The organism is Klebsiella sp. ZJOU C1, from assembly GCF_035620215.1.
GTDB classification, from domain to species: domain Bacteria; phylum Pseudomonadota; class Gammaproteobacteria; order Enterobacterales; family Enterobacteriaceae; genus Klebsiella; species Klebsiella variicola.
Genome location: NZ_CP141644.1, coordinates 5265426 through 5279112, shown reverse-complemented (window position 1 = coordinate 5279112; position 13687 = coordinate 5265426). Strand labels below are relative to the sequence as shown.

The 13687-nt window shown below is 57.9% G+C and carries 15 protein-coding genes; 5 read left to right on the top strand and 10 right to left on the bottom strand.

Features of this window, described 5'->3' with window-relative positions:
* Positions 1-3 precede the first annotated feature (3 nt).
* The 3 genes from rpmB to mutM all read left to right on the top strand — a co-directional run bounded on the left by rpmB (position 4) and on the right by mutM (position 1373).
* Entirely contained in the window at positions 4-240 is a 237-nt protein-coding gene (gene rpmB / locus SPE70_RS25340) for a 50S ribosomal protein L28 (protein ID WP_002436699.1), read from the top strand.
* A gap of 20 nt (positions 241-260) precedes the next feature.
* Complete coding sequence (gene rpmG / locus SPE70_RS25335; protein ID WP_002922510.1) at positions 261-428, top strand: 50S ribosomal protein L33; 168 nt, start codon at positions 261-263, stop codon at positions 426-428.
* Between the two features lie 135 nt (positions 429-563).
* Positions 564-1373, top strand: a complete 810-nt coding sequence (mutM, locus tag SPE70_RS25330) for a bifunctional DNA-formamidopyrimidine glycosylase/DNA-(apurinic or apyrimidinic site) lyase (RefSeq protein WP_064170601.1) — start codon at positions 564-566, stop codon at positions 1371-1373.
* Positions 1374-1508: 135 nt separating this feature from the next.
* Here the strand turns inward: mutM and coaD are convergent, their stop codons facing one another.
* The 7 genes from coaD to rfaQ form a co-directional block, all read right to left on the bottom strand.
* Complete coding sequence (coaD, locus tag SPE70_RS25325; RefSeq protein ID WP_008806836.1) at positions 1509-1988, bottom strand: pantetheine-phosphate adenylyltransferase; 480 nt, start codon at positions 1986-1988, stop codon at positions 1509-1511.
* Positions 1989-1990: 2 nt separating this feature from the next.
* A complete protein-coding gene (locus SPE70_RS25320; protein ID WP_012967058.1) occupies positions 1991-2761 on the bottom strand; it encodes a glycosyltransferase family 2 protein in 771 nt (256 codons plus the stop codon).
* Entirely contained in the window at positions 2761-4035 is a 1275-nt protein-coding gene (gene waaA, locus SPE70_RS25315) for a lipid IV(A) 3-deoxy-D-manno-octulosonic acid transferase (protein ID WP_008806838.1), read from the bottom strand. The genes SPE70_RS25320 and waaA overlap by 1 nt, the downstream gene beginning before the upstream one ends.
* Positions 4036-4126: 91 nt before the next feature.
* The gene (locus SPE70_RS25310) at positions 4127-5116 is read right to left on the bottom strand and encodes a glycosyltransferase (protein WP_008806839.1); all 990 of its coding nucleotides are present in this window, start codon (positions 5114-5116) and stop codon (positions 4127-4129) included.
* 29 nt (positions 5117-5145) lie between these two features.
* Entirely contained in the window at positions 5146-6240 is a 1095-nt protein-coding gene (locus SPE70_RS25305) for a glycosyltransferase (protein ID WP_008806840.1), read from the bottom strand.
* A 2-nt stretch (positions 6241-6242) separates the two neighbouring features.
* Positions 6243-7370, bottom strand: a complete 1128-nt coding sequence (locus SPE70_RS25300; RefSeq protein WP_016161956.1) for a glycosyltransferase family 4 protein — start codon at positions 7368-7370, stop codon at positions 6243-6245.
* Entirely contained in the window at positions 7367-8443 is a 1077-nt protein-coding gene (rfaQ, locus tag SPE70_RS25295; protein WP_016161955.1) for a putative lipopolysaccharide heptosyltransferase III, read from the bottom strand. The genes SPE70_RS25300 and rfaQ overlap by 4 nt, the downstream gene beginning before the upstream one ends.
* A 111-nt stretch (positions 8444-8554) precedes the next feature.
* Here rfaQ and SPE70_RS25290 point away from each other — a divergent pair, with 111 nt between their 5' ends.
* Positions 8555-9517, top strand: a complete 963-nt coding sequence (locus tag SPE70_RS25290; RefSeq protein WP_012540311.1) for a polysaccharide deacetylase family protein — start codon at positions 8555-8557, stop codon at positions 9515-9517.
* An 18-nt stretch (positions 9518-9535) separates the two neighbouring features.
* Complete coding sequence (locus SPE70_RS25285; protein WP_008806844.1) at positions 9536-10615, top strand: glycosyltransferase family 9 protein; 1080 nt, start codon at positions 9536-9538, stop codon at positions 10613-10615.
* A gap of 43 nt (positions 10616-10658) precedes the next feature.
* Here the strand turns inward: SPE70_RS25285 and SPE70_RS25280 are convergent, their stop codons facing one another.
* The 3 genes from SPE70_RS25280 to rfaC are packed head-to-tail and all read right to left on the bottom strand — an operon-like array spanning position 10659 to position 13685.
* Positions 10659-11828, bottom strand: coding sequence for an O-antigen ligase family protein (locus SPE70_RS25280; protein ID WP_022064893.1), 1170 nt, complete (start codon positions 11826-11828; stop codon positions 10659-10661).
* On the bottom strand, positions 11806-12714 hold the full coding sequence (locus SPE70_RS25275; RefSeq protein ID WP_038421898.1) for a sugar glycosyltransferase: 909 nt from the start codon (positions 12712-12714) through the stop codon (positions 11806-11808). The genes SPE70_RS25280 and SPE70_RS25275 overlap by 23 nt, the downstream gene beginning before the upstream one ends.
* Positions 12714-13685 carry a lipopolysaccharide heptosyltransferase RfaC gene (gene rfaC, locus SPE70_RS25270; RefSeq protein WP_016161953.1) on the bottom strand — a complete coding sequence of 324 codons (972 nt, stop codon included), beginning with the start codon at positions 13683-13685 and terminating at the stop codon, positions 12714-12716. The genes SPE70_RS25275 and rfaC overlap by 1 nt, the downstream gene beginning before the upstream one ends.
* Positions 13686-13687 lie beyond the last annotated feature (2 nt).

Sequence of the window (13687 nt, the reverse complement as noted above, 5' to 3'; positions counted from 1 at the left end):
GACATGTCCCGAGTCTGCCAAGTTACTGGCAAGCGTCCGGTGACCGGTAACAACCGTTCCCACGCACTGAACGCGACTAAACGCCGTTTCCTGCCGAACCTGCACTCTCACCGTTTCTGGGTTGAGAGCGAGAAGCGTTTTGTCACCCTGCGCGTATCTGCTAAAGGTATGCGTGTAATCGATAAGAAAGGCATCGATACAGTTCTGTCTGAACTGCGTGCCCGTGGCGAAAAGTACTAAGTACTTAGAGGAAATAAATCATGGCTAAAGGTATTCGTGAGAAAATCAAGCTGGTTTCTTCCGCTGGTACTGGTCACTTCTATACCACCACGAAGAACAAGCGTACCAAACCGGAAAAAATGGAACTGAAAAAGTACGATCCGGTTGTACGTCAGCACGTTATCTACAAAGAAGCTAAAATCAAATAATTTTAGCCTCCTTGTATAAAAACCCCGCTTCGGCGGGGTTTTTTGTTTTTAAAACTCCCCCATATTGCTTTCACATACTCCCTTTTCAGTCACCTGTCCGTGAAGCACAATACGTCGGGTAAATGGAGGAAAATCATGCCTGAATTACCAGAGGTTGAAACCAGCCGCCGCGGCATCGAGCCGCACCTGGTTGGCGCAACTATTCTGCACGCCATTGTGCGCAATGGACGGCTGCGCTGGCCGGTTTCCGAAGAGATTTATCGCCTGAGCGACGTTCCGGTACTCAGCGTGCGGCGTCGTGCCAAATACCTGCTTCTGGAACTGCCGGACGGCTGGATCATCGTTCATCTCGGGATGTCGGGAAGCCTGCGTATCCTGAGCGAAGAGCTACCGGCCGAAAAACACGATCACGTTGACCTGGTCATGAGTAATGGCAAGGTGCTGCGCTATACCGATCCGCGCCGCTTTGGCGCCTGGCTGTGGACCAAAACGCTGGAAGACCATCCGGTACTGGCCCACCTTGGCTCGGAGCCGCTCAGCGATGAATTTAACGCCGACTATCTTCAGCAGAAATGCGCGAAGAAAAAAACTGCGATCAAACCCTGGCTGATGGATAACAAGCTGGTGGTAGGGGTCGGCAATATCTACGCCAGCGAGTCGCTGTTCTCGGCCGGGATCCATCCCGACAGGTTGGCTTCTTCACTGTCGCGGGAAGAGTGTGAACAGCTGGTGAAAGTGATTAAGCTGGTCCTGCTGCGTTCGATAGAGCAGGGCGGCACCACGCTGAAGGATTTCCTGCAAAGCGATGGCAAGCCGGGCTATTTTGCCCAGGAGCTGCAGGTCTATGGCCGCAAGGGCGAACCGTGCCGGATCTGCGGCACGCCGGTTGTCGGGACCAAACATGCCCAGCGGGCGACCTTTTATTGCCGTCAGTGCCAGAAGTAGTTCTCAGGAACAGGAACGTTTGTAGGCCAGGTCAGCGTAGCGCCACCTGGCACAAAGACCGGGACAGAGCCGGTGTGGATGGGCGGCGCAGTGCAGCGCCAGCCTGCGTGGCTCATGCCCCAGCAGATAGATGCGTTACTTCAGCTTATTCAACAGCGCCTGGTGGACGTTAGCTGGCAGGAAATGAGAAACGTCGCCCTGGTGACGCGCCACTTCCTTCACCAGTGAGGAAGAGATAAATGACCACTCTTTGCACGGCATCAGGAACACGCTCTCAAGGGTGGGCATCAGGTGGCGGTTCATGTGGGCCAGCTGCATCTCATACTCGAAATCCGCCACCGCCCGCAGGCCGCGAATTAAAATATTGGCCTGCTGCGCGCGGGCGAAACTGGCCATCAGGTCGCTAAAGCCGATAACCTCCACGTTAACCAGATGCGCTGTTGCCTGAGTGGCCAGCGCGATACGCTCGTCGAGGGTAAACATCGGCTTTTTGCTCGGGCTCGCGGCGATAGCCAGCACCACTTTATCGAACATGCTCGCCGCGCGGGTGACAATGTCGATATGACCGTTGGTGATGGGATCAAAGGTACCCGGATAGATCGCTTTTGTGCTCATGATTACCCTTTCTCCGAGTAGCCGTGGCTCAGCGCCCACAGCTCGGTATATTTCGTAAACGTATACTGCGCGTTGACCATCGCCAGTAACCAGCCCTGCTTACCGTCCAGCACCCCACCGCGCAGCAGCAGCGTTTTCAGGAACGCGCCCAGGGTATGGCTGAAAATGCCCGCCATCGAGGTCTTCTTGCCCTTGCGGTGGCGCTCAAGCGCCCACGCGGCAGCATACGCCAGCTGTTTTTGCTGGAAGCCAGCGAAGTCGCGGCAGGTCAGATGCAGGAGATCGCCGGTTAGCGGAATGACCTCTGCGCCCAGGCTATCCAGCGATTCATGGACCAGATTATCGTTATAGCGGTAACGGGCGCGTTCGTACAGGCGCAGCACGCGATCGGGATACCAACCGCTGTGGCGCATAAAGCGTCCGAGAAAGTAGTTGCGACGAGCGATGCTGTAGATAGCGCCGCGCTGCGGCGCTGCCAGCACCTTAAGAATAGCCTGCCTGAGTTCTGGCGTGACGCGCTCATCGGTATCGATCATCAACACCCAGTCGCCGGTGGCATAGTCCTGCGCGCGCTGGCGCTGAATACCATAGCCTCGCCAGTCGGTATGGGTATAGACCTGGGCGCCGAGGCGGCGGGCCAGCTCGACGGTGTTGTCGGTACTGCCAGAGTCGAGGACGATGATTTCATCTGCCCAGCTAACGGAGTCCAGACAATCCGGCAGCAGCTCCGCTGCATCTTTGGCGATCATCACCACGGAAAGCCGGTTCGACATTAATGACTCCGTTGCGGCATGTAAGGTTGCAGTAACTTGAGCAGACGCGACAGCGCGCCCTGGTTCTGGTGCAGCACTTCCACCGCGTGACGGCCATACCACAGGCGGTAGTCTTCATCGGTCAGGAGCGTGGACACTTCCCTGACCAGCGAGTCGGCGTCGGTGACCGTGATCAGGCCATCATCCTGCTGCAGCTTGGCGCAGATATCTTTGAAGTTGAAGGTATGCGGCCCCATCAGCACCGGAATGGCATGCGCCGCCGGCTCGAGCGGGTTATGGCCGCCGCGCTCCACCAGGCTGCCGCCAACGAAGGCGAGGTCGGCAATGCCGTAGAGCAGCATCAGTTCACCCATGGTATCGCCAATCACCACCTGGGTACTGGAGGAGGGGATCTCGCCGGTGCTGCGCAGAGTAAAGCTCATTCCGGCCTTTTGCACCATCTCACGCGCGTCGGGGAAGCGCTCCGGATGCCGGGGAACGAGGATCAGCAGCAGGTTCGGGAAGGTCTCCAGCAGTTTTTTATGCGCCTGCAGGATGATTTGTTCTTCGCCGTCGTGAGTGCTGGTGGCAATCCAGACCTTGCGGTGTGGCGCCCATTGGCGGCGCAACGTAATCGCGCGGGCCGCCAGCTCCGGGGTGACGGAGATATCGAATTTCAGACTTCCGGTGACCGCCAGCTGGTTGCGCTTCAGTCCGAGAGCAAGGAAGCGGTTGCCATCCTCTTCATTCTGCGCGGCGATAAGCGTAATACGGCTTAACAGGCGGCGCATAAAACCGCCCAGTTTGGCATAGCCTTTGGCGGAACGTTCAGAAAGGCGGGCGTTGGCGATCACCAGCGGGATCTTACGCTTATGCAGCGCGGCCACCATATTCGGCCATAGCTCGGTTTCCATCACGATAACCAGCTTCGGCTGAACGGTATTCAGGAAGCGGTTCATGGCGCCGGGCAGATCGTAGGGCAGATAGACGTGATGGACATCTTTGCCGAACGCCGACATGGCGCGCTCGGAGCCGGTCGGCGTCATGGTGGTGACGGTGATCGGCATCGAAGGGTAGCGGTGGCGCAGAGCGCGAACCAGCGGAATGGCGGCCAGGGTTTCTCCGACGGAAACGGAGTGCAGCAGAATGCCATCCGGCTCTACCTTGTTCTGACAGAAGCCATAGCGTTCCGCCCAGCGTTTACGATAGGCAGGAGCCTTACGACTGCGCAGCAGCAGCCGCAGCCACACCAGCGGCTGAATAAGGTAAAGTAGGGTGGTATAAAGCAATTCCAAACTATTTATCCGTTCTCTGTTTTGGCGGGCAAATTCTAAGCATTTCGCCCGCGTAAAGCTATCTCTTTGGCGGAAACAGCGGGTTTTTGGTCTATACCGCGTGGCGATAACGCTTAATACGCAGATAACGGCGTCCCAGGCGCCAGCGTAAACGGAAAGTACAGGCGTTTTTCCAGATTAACCGCCAGATACCGCGGTCGAAGAATTCTTTAATAATAACATGCTTTTTCGACTCATCTTTCATGCTGTCGAAGGTGTGGATGATCCCCAGGCCTTCTTTGGCGATCTGCCAGCGACAGGCGGCGATATGGCGCACTTTATCCGGGTAGCGCTGGTTGATCGCCTCCAGCATCTCCAGAATCTTCATATAGTGGCGCGCCGAACGCATCAGCGTGTCGTCGTTGTCCGGCTTATGCGACACCGACTCAGAGTGGATGTAGTAATCATAGAACTGCTGGCTGGTGTACTGCACGCGCTCCGCGGCCAGCAGCGCCTCTGTCGTCCACGGGATATCCTGATGGCGCAGGCCGGGTTCGAAATGGAAGTGATGCTGGCGGATAAAGTCGTGGCGATAGATGTTGAGCCAGGTGACGTGTAGAAACTTCCGCGAGTCCAGGGCCTGCTTGAGCCAGACATGACCCGGCAGCACGCCGGTCGAGGGCAGGCGATCCAGTGGGAAGATCGGGTGGCTCTCGCGGCGCTTTTCATACACGTAGGTGCCGTTGCAGGTCGCGATATCGAGATGTTCTTTCTCGGCCATCTCCAGCAGCGTGCGATACATGCCCGGATAGAGTTTGTCGTCGATATCCGGAAACGCCAGATATTTGCCGCTGGCGGCGGCGAGGCCGGTATTGCGCGCGACCGAGACGCCCTGGTTTTCCTGCTCCAGTACCTGGACGTTCTGCAGCCGATCCCGCCATTCGGCGATCACCGCCAGGCTGTTGTCTGTCGAACCATCGTTCACCAGGATCAGTTCATAGCTTTCCAGCTGCTGCTGTTCAAGGCACTCAAAGAACTGCGCAAGAAATTTCTCACCGTTGTAGACGGCAGCCACGATGCTCAATAAAGGCGTTTGACTCATAAATCTTCGATCCTGGTTAACTAACGGCGTCAGGTGCGCTGCAGCTGACGGTACTGCTGACAAATGGACACGACGCTGAATTTTTCCAGCGCGGCGTCGTCGATAGTCGGCGGGTTATGGTAAATGCTTTGCATCGTCTGAGCCAGCGCCGGACTGGTCAGATCCGCCAGACCGCGGGCAAGTTCGCCGGTGAGGATCTCGGTGACGCCGCCGGGGCAGCGGGTGCTGGCAACCGGCGTATGCAACAGCAGCGCTTCCACCACCACATTGCCGAATCCTTCGCTATCGGAGCTTAAAACCAGCATCCGTGCGCCTTTGATCCACGGTAAGGGGTTTTTCTGAAAACCCTTGAACCACACCCGATCGTCAACCTGCAGCGTTTTGGCCAGCTGGCGCAGGCGCTGCTCTTGCTCCGGTTTTCCCTGGCCTAACAGCACCAGCGGCGCGTCAATGCCGCTTTGCGCATAGGCTTCAAGCAGGCGGTCGTGGCGTTTGCCTGGATGGAAGCGGCCGACGTGAATCAGATAGTCACCGGCCGGTCGCTCGCTCTCGGCTTCCGCCTCGGCGCGCAGAGTGGCGATATCGAAGGGGTTGTAGATGGTTTTCAGCTGTGCCGGACGCAGGGCGAAGGCTTCCACCAGATCGCGTCCCACGGCGTCGGAAACCGCCACCACGTTGCGACCCTGGTAAATTCGCTTAATTTTCTGCTGCTTCATCCAGCGGTCAAAGCCGGTGCGGTGCCCGAGATAGGAGGCAGAGAATACGCCGTGCAGGCAGAACCAGACGTTACGCTCGCGCAGCGCCCGGCTGCGGGCGACGATGCGGTCGGTTTTGTGCAGGTTGGAAAGCACGAGGTCAAATTGCCCCTGCTGTTCGGCCCGGATGACCGCGGCGTCCAGCTGGCGGGCGCGGCGGGACAGCTCGGTCAGCTTGCGCCACGGTTTACGGCAGCGATCGGCCACCACCTGATAGTCGAGACCCTCGGGCAACGGATACTCGCAGACATCGCGCAGCGAAATGAGCGACACCCGATCGCCGTCGCGCAGGAACTGTGCTGCCAGGGTCAGGACCACTTTTTCCGCGCCGCCGCCGGGTAAACCGTCAATCACAAATAAGATGCGCATCGTTATTTCACCAGATCCTGATAAAGAGAAAGCAGCTGGGTTGAGAGTCGCTCGCTGGTGCAGGCCATGATGCGCTCGCGGGCGCGACCACCTTGCGCGGAGCCCAGCGCGCGGGCAGGCAGGGCCATCACCGCCTGCTGCAGCGCCGGGATATCCAGGGCGTCGCAGACGTAACCGTTGTGGCCGTCGACGATAAACTCCGCCCCGCCGCAGCCGGTGGTGGTGATCACCGGCAGACCGCAGGCCATTGCCTCGAGAATGACGTTGGGGAACGGATCGTAGAGGGTGGGCAGCAGCAGACCATCGGCCATCTGATAGAAGGGCAGCGTCTCCGACTGCATGCCGAAGAAGCGCACCCGCGCTTCGCAGCCGAGACTCTTCGCCAGCGCCTGATAGCGCGGCTGATCCTTATCTTTGCCAACCACCAGCAGATAGCGATTGGTGGGGGCGATGGCGCGGATTGCCGCCGCCAGTCCCTTGCGCTCAAAGCCGGAGCCGACGTAGATCAGGCAGGTCGCCTGCAGCGGTAGCTGCCATTTGGCGCGTAAGGCGGCAAAGGTCTCTTCGTCCGGCGGCAGGAAGCGCTGGTTATCAATGGCGTTGTAAATAACGTGGATCTTCTCCGCCGGCAGGCCAAAGTCTTCGATGATCTCGCGCTTGATCATCTCGGCGTTGCAGATCACCCCGCGCAGGTGTGAGTCTTCATACATCTCGCGCTCCGCCTGCATGACGTAGCGGTGGTAACGGTCGGCGAACAGCAGGCGGCTTTTCCAGGCCGGTAAAATGCGCGAGCGCTGCTGCAGCCAGCGGCGATGAACGCCATCGCCAGCGCGGTAGAGATCGCAGCCGGGAATACGTTCATGGCTCTGCACCAGGTCAAAAGACTCACGCTGCCAGAGCGCACGCGCGGCGTTGGCAAAGCCGCGCTCGCGGCTGATGCGCCCCCATTTACGTGGGTTACAGATATGGATCTGCCAGTCCGGTTTCACCGGCCCCTGCCATTCGCGGGTGATGACGTTCAGCTGCAGATGACTGCTGTCGAGGGCTTCCAGCGCGCGGGAGACAAACCGTTCTGCGCCGCCGTCCGGGCGGTACTTCTGCCGCACCAGAGCCAGCCTGAATTTACTCATGCCAGTACCTTTTTCGCCGCCGCGATCACGGCGTCGGTAGGAATTAAATCGAGATAACGTTCTTCGGTGTTGGTGTTGATGGCGTCCGGATCGGGCAGTGGACCGAAGTCGCCGGCCCAGATCACCTCGCCTTTCGCCTGCCACGGACGCCAGAAGGTCAGCTTCGAGGGGCCGAACAGGGCGACCAGCGGAGTGCCGAGCGCCGCAGCCATATGCATCGGCACCGAGTCGACGCCGATAAACAGGCGGGCGTGATCGATCACCGCCGCCAGCTGGCGCAGCGTTAACTGGCCGGCTAAAGAGTGCAGACGCGCCTGCGGGCAGCCGGCGATGATGGTGTCCACCATCTTCTTCTCTCGATCGTCGGGGCCGGAGGTGAGCACCACCGCGTACCCCTCGGCGGACAGCGCGTTGATCAGGGCGCTCATACGATCTTCGCGCCAGCATTTAAAAAACCAGCGCGACGTTGGCTGGATGACGATGTAGTTTTCCCGGAACTCCTCCGGCAGCAGGGCGCGGCTGGTGGCCCAGTCTGCTTCGCTGTAGCCCATCCGCGCCGGCGCGTCGTTCAACGGGAGACCGAGCGGAGCGAGAATAGAGAGATTCTGCTGTACCGTATGCAGCTGGTTGTGCTGTTGGGTGGAGGCCAGCGCGGTGTGGCAATAGCGCCAGACCGGGTGGCGGCGCTTCGGAAAATCAAAACCAATCCGCGTCGCGGCGCCGGTCAGTTTGCTGATAATCGCGCTCGGCCACTGGTCAGCAAGGTTAAGCACCATATCGTATCGCTGCTGACGCAGCGTCTGAATGAGCTGCCATTGCATCTTCAACTGATGCCTTTTTCCCTGCTTTTTCCAGCGGCGATCGAGACCATAAATATGATGGATATCGGGGTTGGCGGCGAGCATATCCCGGGTCTCTTCATACAGCAGCACATCCACGCTGGCGGCGGGATACTGCTGTTTCAGCGCGTGAATAAGCGGCGTGATCAGCAGCATGTCGCCATGATGGCGCAGCTTAATGACCAGGATCCGCGCCGGGTTCAACGGGCCGCGGGAGAGGGTTTCAGGCGTCATACTCTGTTCTTCATCCAGGATAAGGGTTCCGATTCTAGGGGATCAGACAGATTGAGAGAAGCGTTGTATTGCTCTACCATGACCCGATACGTATGGCCTGAGGACGTTTTCGTGCACAATCCCGCATTTCTCATCACGATTGATACAGAGGGCGATAACCTCTGGCAAAAACATGACAGCATCACCACCGAGAATGCGCGTTATCTCCCGCGTTTTCAGCAGCTTTGCGAAAAGTATGGCTTTAAACCGGTCTATTTGACCAACTATGAAATGGCCATCGACCCCTTTTATATCGAATTCGCCAGAGACGTGATTGCCCGCGGCACCGCGGAAGTCGGCATGCATCTGCATGCGTGGAACAGCCCGCCGACCGAGCCGCTGACCGCCGATGACTGGCGGCATAAGCCTTATCTCATTGAATACAGCGATGCCATGATGCGTGAGAAGGTCGACTATATGACGCATCTGCTGGAGGATACTTTCCAGACTAAAATGGTCAGCCATCGCGCCGGGCGCTGGGCCTTTGACGAGCGCTATGCGCGTCTGCTGGTGGAGCACGGTTATCAGGTGGATTGCTCGGTGACCCCGCGGGTGAACTGGAAGACCGCCAAGGGAGCGCCGCAGGGCGATGGCGGGACCGATTATCGCCGCTTCCCGCAGCATGCCTATTTTCTCGATGAAAATGATATCAGCCGCGAAGGCCACTCTCCGCTGCTGGAAGTGCCGATGAGCATTCAGTACAAGCACTCAGCGTGGATGAACAGCGTGAAGCAGGGCTACGATCGCCTGCGGGGTAAAGTGCGTTCCCCCTCCGTACACTGGCTGCGTCCGATGGGCGGCAACGTGGAGACGATGAAAAAAGTCGTCGAACAAACGTTGACGCAGGGCAATGACTACGTGGAATATATGCTCCACTCTTCAGAGTATATGCCCGGCGGCAGCCCCACGTTCCAGAATGAACGGGATATTGAGCGTTTATACGCTGACCTTGAAGCCTTTTTTAGCTGGCTGGCGCCGCAGGTGAAGGGCATGACGTTGGCAGAATATTACCAGCGGAAAATCACACAGCGCTAACACAGCTCAAGGTACCGTATGCGTATCCTTAAACAATTAACGCGGAAAAAGAATGCTTTTTTCCGCGGCATTAAATTTAATTTAATTAACTATCGATACAGAAATAAGCCGGCGCGTAAAGCCTTCGACCCAGCGGCTGTCCGCCGCGTACTGCTATTGCGCCTGGACGATAAAGTCGGGGATATGGTGGTCACGACCGGCTGCGCCAGAATACTGGCCGAACGGGGATATCAGGTTTCGGTGTTAACCGGACCAATATGCTGCGAAATATTAGCAGGCTCAGAATTCATTCAGCAAGTATATTTATATCGGCCGCGCATGTCCTTAAATACGTTGCGGGCGGTAGGTTTTGATGCAGTTATCGATTTTGATGACGTCACCAGCTATGAACGCTTTAAATTACTCGCCGATTTACGGGCGGCCAGCGTGATTGGTTTTAATAAAGATCAATATAAACTTTACGATCATTCGATCGCTTTTTTTGACAGCAACAGCCATATTTCCCAGCGCTATAAACAGGTGGTGAAACTGTTTGGCATCGTTGACGACCACCCGTATCACTATCATCTCCCCGGCTGCCGCCATGAGCGGGAGAAAGTGGCTCGCTTGCTTTCCCAGGCCGGAGAGGTCGAACTGCGTATCGCCATTAACCCTTTTACCGCGTCTGAGGATAAAGACTTCTGTCGTCACCAGGTGGCGACCCTGGTCGAGCGGTTACGCGCCCTACCTTACCGGGTCTGTATCGTGATGGTGGGGCGTAGTGAGAAAATCCGCCAGCTGGGGCTGGATATGGCGCTGTATATCGCCGACAGTACCATCAACTCCGCCGTCGAAGTGATCCGCAGCTGTGATTTAGTCATTACGCCAGACACCTCGATCGTGCATATCGCCCGGGCCTTCGATAAACCGATGGTGGCGGTCTATAACAAGCGCAAACTCAAGGATACCGGGCTGCCCGGCTATCACATCTGGGCGCCGGGCTATGACAAGGCGAAACAGATCGTCTGTGAAGAAGCGAATGTCGCCGATGTGGCGATTGAGTCAGTGTGGCCCGTGATTAAAGAGCAGGCCGACCGGCTGGTCGCCGCCCGCAGTTGATTTAAAAGTGAATATAATAAAGGGCCGCTGACGGCCCTTTTTGTTAGCGTTTTTCCGCCAGCCCTTTGCTGAGCGCGATGCCCAGCGGCAGCCAGAACAGCACCCAGGTTTCCCGGGGGTTGCTGATGATAAACATCCCCTGCGAGGCCATAAACACCAGCGCGTAAAACAGGATCGCCAGACTGTAGCGGCTGTCGGTGTGGCGCTTGCGCCACGCCTGCCATAGCCCGCAGGCAATGACCGCCAGCAGCAGCAGTAACCCCAGGATGCCGCCTTTCAGCAGGGCGCCCATATACACGCTGTGGGTGGTGGTGATGTGCTCGCCGCTGTAGTTGATGAAATCCAGTTCATAGCTGAAACCGCGCCCCAGCCACGGCTGGCTGGCCATCTCCGACAGCGTATGGTGCCAGATGCTCAGGCGCAGCCCGCTTTGGGTGCCAAGCTCCTCGAAACGGGCGAGCAGCATGTCGCCCACCGGCGTCATGACCAAAAGCAGCGCAACCAGCACAGCCAGCGCCGCGGCGATCAGCAGGTTGCGGCGGGTGAAGACGTGCAGGTGCAACGTGCAGCCGACCGCCAGCACCAGGGCGATGATCGGCCCACGGCTTTGGGTGAGCAGCAGCATCACCAGCATGATGACCACCGGCAGATAGAGCCAGTGGCTGGCTTTTTCTTTCAGTAGCATGCCGCAGATTAAAATGCCGATGCCGCAGTAACCGGCAAGGTCGATAACGTTCGTTGGTCCGGGGTTCTCGGGGGAGACCGCTCGTTCGGTGAGGACCAGCGTATGGTCGATAATCAGCGTCCACAGGGAGAGCACGGTGATCCCGCCAACCACCGCCAGCATGGCCAGGCGGCGGGTTCGTTCGTCGCTGAGCAGCATCGTCATCAGCAACAGATACCCCGTCAGATACACGCCGTGGGTGATCGGCGAGTCAATATGCTGTGGCGTATGTCCCCACAGGTTACTGAGGGCGTAATAGATAAAGAAAGCTGCCAGCAGCGTCCAGGTCTGCCACTGCTCGCGTAACACCCCGGCCAGCGCCTGGCGGTTTTCCTGGCGTACCAGCGACAGCAATAGCAGCAGGATCGATAAATGCAGCAGATTATTGGTCCGGGTGGACATGCAAAAAATCGCGCTGAAAAATAAAAACAAAGGAAAGACAATCGAGTAACCCTGTCTGGCGAAGTTACTCACTTTTAAAGTACTCATTAAACGCAACCTTTTCGAAGATAGTATCCGGCACAGCGCTTTCTGGGGAAAAATTAATCACCCGAATCTGACGTTGCTGCAGTACCTGCGCGGCATGCGCAAAGGAGGGCATGACGAGGGTATCCACTTTTGTTGCCAGGTAAGAAGGCAATTTTTCTTGTTGTGTTTCGTAGAATCGCGGCTGGTTAAAGTTGGTCATATCCAGGCCGCTCACCAGGATAGTATTGAAGCCCAGCCAGGCGAGAATTTGCAGCGCCCAGTAGACCACCGTGCCGGCATCAAAGATGCCCTGGCGAATATCGGTGCTAAAACAGATATCCGGGCGCTGAGGATGAAAGCACATCGCCGCATTCTGCTGGTAAGCGCGCTTTATCGCTTCGCTGGCGACTTTCGGCTGGTAAATCTTATAGCAACCGTCCTCAATCAACGCCAAACGGCAGCGTAGTGCGTCCCCATAGCGATCGAGGATTTTGGCGATCCCGTGCATGGTGGTGAACAGCAGAATCTCCGGCTGGCTGACAATGGCGCGGATAATATCAGGCTTCTTATCGAAAAATTCCATGTCGACGATGGTATAGAGCGAAAAGTGCAGCCGGTCGGCAAGATGCCAGGCGCCATTGACGCCCATCACCGGGATCGTTTTCGACAACAGGGAAAAATCGATATTGCGGGTTGAGGGGCCGGTGGCGGTCAGCAGGACTTCGCCCTGCATGCTGTTTTTCAGCGCGCTCAGGCTGACCAGCGGCACCGTTTTCCCTTTATAGCGTAACGCGCTGATTTCGCCGCTTGGCGCGCGCGTAATACGGGTAAAAGGCCACAGATTTTCATTGTGGCGATAAGCGCGAGGGCGCGTATAGCGGTAGATCTGTTTAAACAGGGATCCCATCAGAGCAGCCCCTGATTTTGCAGGAGAAGATGAACCCGGCTGGCCGGAATATCGCTGGTGCTGGTGCTGTTTTCCGGCCTGACGATATGCTGGTTTTTACCGTATCCGCCAATCAGCCCCGGATCGGTCGGGCCGTAGAGCGTGAAGTTCGGTTTATCCAGCGCGGCGGTCAAATGACTCAGTCCGGTATCGACCGAGACGACAGCCCGGGCGCTGGCCAGAACCTGCGCCACCTGCTCAAGGCTCATGCGCGGCAGCACTTCAACATACTCCCGGCCTTCCGCCAGTCGTTTTGCCCGCGCCTCTTCGTGCGGGGCGCCCCACGGCAGCTTAATGCGGACGCCGCTGTCGGCCAGCAGATCGAGAAGCTCCTGCCAGCGGGTTTCCGGCCAGTGCTTATCATCGCGGGTGGTGGCGTGCAGAAACACCAGATAGGGCGCGGCAGCGCTAGCCTCGTGCTGCAGGAAATGGCGCGCAATGGCGTAATCCCCCTGGGTCTGGGGTTTCGTGTAGCCAAGGCTTTTGGCGAACAGCTCGCGGGTACGCTCCACCGCGTGCTGCTGTTTCGCGATATGGTGGCGGCGGTTGTAAAACAGGCTCGCCAGCGGCTCGCGGGCCGTTTGCCAGTCCATACCGTGCTTGACGCCGTGCGCCAGGCGAGTAACCAGCGCGGCGCTTTTCACCAGCCCCTGGGCGTCGATGATGGCGTCATACTTTACCGCCTGAACGGCCTCGCGGAAGGCTTGACGCTCCGCTTTAATCGGCGCGGAAAACCAGGCTTTACGCCAGCGGCGAATCGCCACCGGGATCACCCGCTCGACGCTTTCATGCCAGGAGGGGATCTGCGCGAAACCCTCTTCAACCACCCAGTCGAAGCGAATGCCGGGGATGGCCTGCGCAGCGTCGGTTAGCGCGGGCAGCGTGTGTAGCACGTCGCCCATGGACGAGGTTTTTACGATCAATACCCGCATCC

Excerpts from the sequence above, each read along its gene's own strand:
- rpmB (WP_002436699.1), top strand. The coding sequence starts at position 4 with ATGTCCCGAGTCTGCCAAGTTACTGGCAAGCGTCCGGTGACCGGTAAC.
- rpmG (WP_002922510.1), top strand. The coding sequence starts at position 261 with ATGGCTAAAGGTATTCGTGAGAAAATCAAGCTGGTTTCTTCCGCTGGT.
- mutM (WP_064170601.1), top strand. The coding sequence starts at position 564 with ATGCCTGAATTACCAGAGGTTGAAACCAGCCGCCGCGGCATCGAGCCG.
- coaD (WP_008806836.1), bottom strand. The coding sequence starts at position 1,988 with ATGAGCACAAAAGCGATCTATCCGGGTACCTTTGATCCCATCACCAAC.
- SPE70_RS25320 (WP_012967058.1), bottom strand. The coding sequence starts at position 2,761 with ATGTCGAACCGGCTTTCCGTGGTGATGATCGCCAAAGATGCAGCGGAG.
- SPE70_RS25310 (WP_008806839.1), bottom strand. The coding sequence starts at position 5,116 with ATGAGTCAAACGCCTTTATTGAGCATCGTGGCTGCCGTCTACAACGGT.
- SPE70_RS25305 (WP_008806840.1), bottom strand. The coding sequence starts at position 6,240 with ATGCGCATCTTATTTGTGATTGACGGTTTACCCGGCGGCGGCGCGGAA.
- SPE70_RS25300 (WP_016161956.1), bottom strand. The coding sequence starts at position 7,370 with ATGAGTAAATTCAGGCTGGCTCTGGTGCGGCAGAAGTACCGCCCGGAC.
- rfaQ (WP_016161955.1), bottom strand. The coding sequence starts at position 8,443 with ATGACGCCTGAAACCCTCTCCCGCGGCCCGTTGAACCCGGCGCGGATC.
- SPE70_RS25285 (WP_008806844.1), top strand. The coding sequence starts at position 9,536 with ATGCGTATCCTTAAACAATTAACGCGGAAAAAGAATGCTTTTTTCCGC.
- SPE70_RS25280 (WP_022064893.1), bottom strand. The coding sequence starts at position 11,828 with ATGAGTACTTTAAAAGTGAGTAACTTCGCCAGACAGGGTTACTCGATT.
- SPE70_RS25275 (WP_038421898.1), bottom strand. The coding sequence starts at position 12,714 with ATGGGATCCCTGTTTAAACAGATCTACCGCTATACGCGCCCTCGCGCT.
- rfaC (WP_016161953.1), bottom strand. The coding sequence starts at position 13,685 with ATGCGGGTATTGATCGTAAAAACCTCGTCCATGGGCGACGTGCTACAC.